We start from the raw sequence: 3,651 nt of genomic DNA on the forward strand, positions 1-3,651 counted from the left end.
GCTTTAAAGCTTCAATTCTTCTTACATCCAAACGAATGGAAGAATAGAACTTCAATGCACGTCCGCCGGTGGTTGTCTCCGGGCTTCCAAACATAACGCCGACTTTCTCACGAAGCTGATTGATAAAGATTACAATACAGTTTGATTTGCTGATTACCGCTGTTAACTTTCGAAGTGCCTGTGACATCAGTCGTGCCTGCAGACCAACATGGCTGTCGCCCATGTCGCCATCAATTTCTGCCTTTGGAACCAATGCAGCAACGGAATCGACAATAATAATGTCAACTGCTCCGGAACGAACCATAGTCTCTGTAATCTCCAGCGCCTGTTCACCGTTATCCGGCTGTGAAATGTATAAATTGTCAATATCAACGCCTATATTTTTTGCATATGCAGGGTCTAATGCATGTTCCGCATCAATAAATCCTGCTATACCGCCTATTTTTTGAACTTCTGCAACCATATGTAAAGCAACGGTGGTTTTACCACTGGATTCCGGTCCATATACCTCAACAATTCTTCCCTTTGGGATACCCCCTAATCCAAGCGCAATATCCAGACTCAAAGAACCGGTAGGAATTGTCTCAACATTCATGTTTACACCGGATTCTCCCAGCTTCATGATCGCCCCTTTACCAAAATCCTTCTCAATTTTACCAATCGCCGCATCCAGGGCTTTTAATCTATCTTCCTGCTGTCCCATAACATTTATCTCCTTTAATTTACAAACTTATGTTCGTTTTCTATACCCATACTATTATATTTCGGACAAAATGTCAACTATTATTTCAAACAATCTAAGCCATAAGCGCCACCCCATTTACCATATTATTTCTTCACTGTGATTATCGGCGAAAATGCCGTTGAAAATAAGAATCTGTGATAACCATTGGCATCACGAAAGGAATATTCTCATATCATATATTAATCTGCGCTTATTGTCAATTGTTTTTTTATATTTTGAGATAATTTACAGTGACAGTCTCCATTTACTCTGATCCCATCTGAGCCAGCTGATTGTAGATATAACGTGCGTCTTCCACATGATAGGGGTCTGTTTCATGATTTCCTTTGGCACCAACCGTAACCAGAACATATTCCCTGCCATTAATACTAGCCAGGCTTGCAAGACAAAGCCCTGCCTCATCTGTAAAACCTGTTTTTCCGCCCTCTATCTCGCCGCCATTTATCTGTTCTGCTTCTACAAAGGGAGCCAGCGTACTGTAGAAGGTAATTCCCTCAGGATGGAGATTGGTTGATGGTACCGAATGCACAAAAGAAGTAAAAACCTTTCGGAACTCTTCATTTTGCAATGCATGTTCCAGTAATACGGCGATATCTTCTACCGTGGTATAATGATCAGCATCATGGAGCCCGGTTGTATTTCTAAAATGTGTGTCCTTCATCCCGTAGTCCGATGCTTTCTGATTCATCATTTCAACAAATGCAGCTTCACTTCCTGCGGCAAAGTCTGCCAATCCCAGACTGCATTCCGCTCCGGAGGGCAGAAGTGCTCCATAAACCAGGTCTTCAACAGACACTTCTTCACCTGGAGCAAAGCCTGCCATAGATGCCCCTTCTGCATACAAAGCATCAAATTTGTCCGGCTGCAGGGTAACTGTCTGCTGTAAATCTCCAATTGTCTCAATTGCAGTAATGGCCGTCATAATCTTTGTAAGCGAAGCAGGATAGATTCTGCTGTCACTTTGTTTTTCAAACAATATCTGCCTGTTCTGTATATCAATCAATATCGCCGAGGCACTGTAAATCCTGTCTTTGTCAATATCTAATTCCCGGCCCTCATCGCTGCTTGTCAGCTGTATGGTCTCATTCGAATAAGCTGATGCTGCCCCGCTGTCATTTGGTATGCCTGAAGGCTCTTTGTCTGCCAGTTTTTTCACTCCAAATGCACATATTATCAAAAGAAATGCTATACAGATAACCTGTCCCCCATAATACCTTCTTCTCCTTCGTCTTCTCATAATTACACCTCCGTTTTATTCTTACATTTATGGTAACAGCAAGATTCAAAAAGTGTGTAAATCCTGACTTATGACTCTATTAAAATTTCCCTGAAACTTCCTTTGCATATTTATTGGTCCTTCAGAATTCCTACATAACATCATAAGTTAAAATTAAGAGTTTGCATTTTTCGACGATACAATTACATAAAATAAGAACATTCTGCAAATCCGTTCCTGGTTTTACCTGAAATATCTTTGCTTAAATGTTCTTATTCTTTTTTTCCCTGATGGAATATGAAATTAAATTAGTGGCAGTTCTACAGAAAAAGTGGTGTAATTTTCATCACTCAGTCCATAGATTTTGCCTTTATGCGCCAATACAATTTCTTTTGCAATGGCAAGACCCAGTCCGGCGCCGCCCGTATTGCTGGATCTGGCAGAATCCAGACGGTAAAACTGTTCAAATATTTTCATGAGTTTTTCATAAGGTATCTTGTCTCCCTGGTTGCGAAAGGTAATCAATACATGGTTCTCTATTTTTTCAGCTTTAATTTCGATAATTGTATTCTCATAACTGTAAGCTATGGCATTCTTCAGAATATTGTTAAATACCCTGGCCAGTTTATTGGGATCTCCATGAATTAACAGGGTTTCATCTGCATATACCTGAGCACGTTTATTCTGATCCATTAAGACCGGATAAAATTCCTCTGCCATCTGCATCAGCATATACGCCAGATGGATTTCTTCTTTTTCCAGTTCAATGGTCTGCATGTTAAAGCGGGTTACATCAAATAATTCATTAATCAGCTGTTCCAGCCGATATGCTTTTTCCAGGGATATCTCCATATATTTGGCACGCTGTTCCGGAGGCATATCCGGTAGTTCAAGCATTAGGTTCATATAACCGATTACTGAGGTAAGCGGTGTTTTGATATCATGTGCAAGATAAACTACAAGTGAATTTTTCCGCTGCTCTGCCTCCGATACATCTGCCGCACGTTTTTTTAAAGTGCCTTTGACCTGGTTCATTTCTGCTTCCATGAAATCAAGTTCCGGAGACAACCGGATGGGTTCTTCTGATTCCTGCAGCAATTTCTTCATGCCCTGTCGGATTTCGTCAAAATAGCGTGTGAATTTCAGCAAGGCAATGTAAAATAAAATCAGCATTAATATAATAAATCCAGCCATCATCAGATAATCTTTCGTGTTGCGAAAAACTTTCTGATAGACATTCACAGCCTCTTTATAATCCAGATTAAATCTATTCTGGCACCAGGCAACAAAACCTTCCGCAAAAGGTCCCTGTAAGATGCCGTCAATTACCATATACTGCAGGCAGGCGCCTATTAAGATTGCAAATAATGCAACTATAAATACCTGCTTTACAATCTTTCGTTTCAGCCTTCCAAACTCATTTTTCAATTCGATATCCAACTCCCCACACTGTTTTAATATATCTCGGATTTTCAGCGGTATCATGCATCTTTTCCCTCAGATGCCTGATATGAACCATAATTGTATTGTTACTGCCCGAAAAGTATTTGTCTCCCCAGACTTCCTGGAACAATTTGTCTGCACTTACTACTTTTCCCTTATTTTCACATAATATCCAGAGTATGGAAAACTCTGTAGGGGTCAGAGAAATTGGTTTTTCATTCACTATACATTCTCTGGTACTCTGATT

At 40.3% G+C, this 3,651-nt stretch carries 3 protein-coding genes and 1 pseudogene; all 4 read right to left on the minus strand.

Annotated elements, in window-relative coordinates:
• The coding region (gene recA, locus ACH2DQ_RS04040; protein WP_395025675.1) for a recombinase RecA at positions 1 to 703 on the minus strand (703 nt) is incomplete at its 3' end.
• A 286-nt stretch (positions 704 to 989) separates the two neighbouring features.
• Positions 990 to 1,982, minus strand: a complete 993-nt coding sequence (locus ACH2DQ_RS04045) for a D-alanyl-D-alanine carboxypeptidase family protein (protein ID WP_394913079.1) — start codon at positions 1,980 to 1,982, stop codon at positions 990 to 992.
• Positions 1,983 to 2,264: 282 nt separating this feature from the next.
• Entirely contained in the window at positions 2,265 to 3,389 is a 1,125-nt protein-coding gene (locus tag ACH2DQ_RS04050; RefSeq protein WP_395025677.1) for a sensor histidine kinase, read from the minus strand.
• Positions 3,379 to 3,651: pseudogene (locus ACH2DQ_RS04055) on the minus strand (helix-turn-helix domain-containing protein); the annotation flags it as partial. The gene ACH2DQ_RS04050 and the pseudogene ACH2DQ_RS04055, both read right to left, overlap by 11 nt.

The sequence above is a fragment of the Robinsoniella sp. genome (assembly GCF_034124845.1).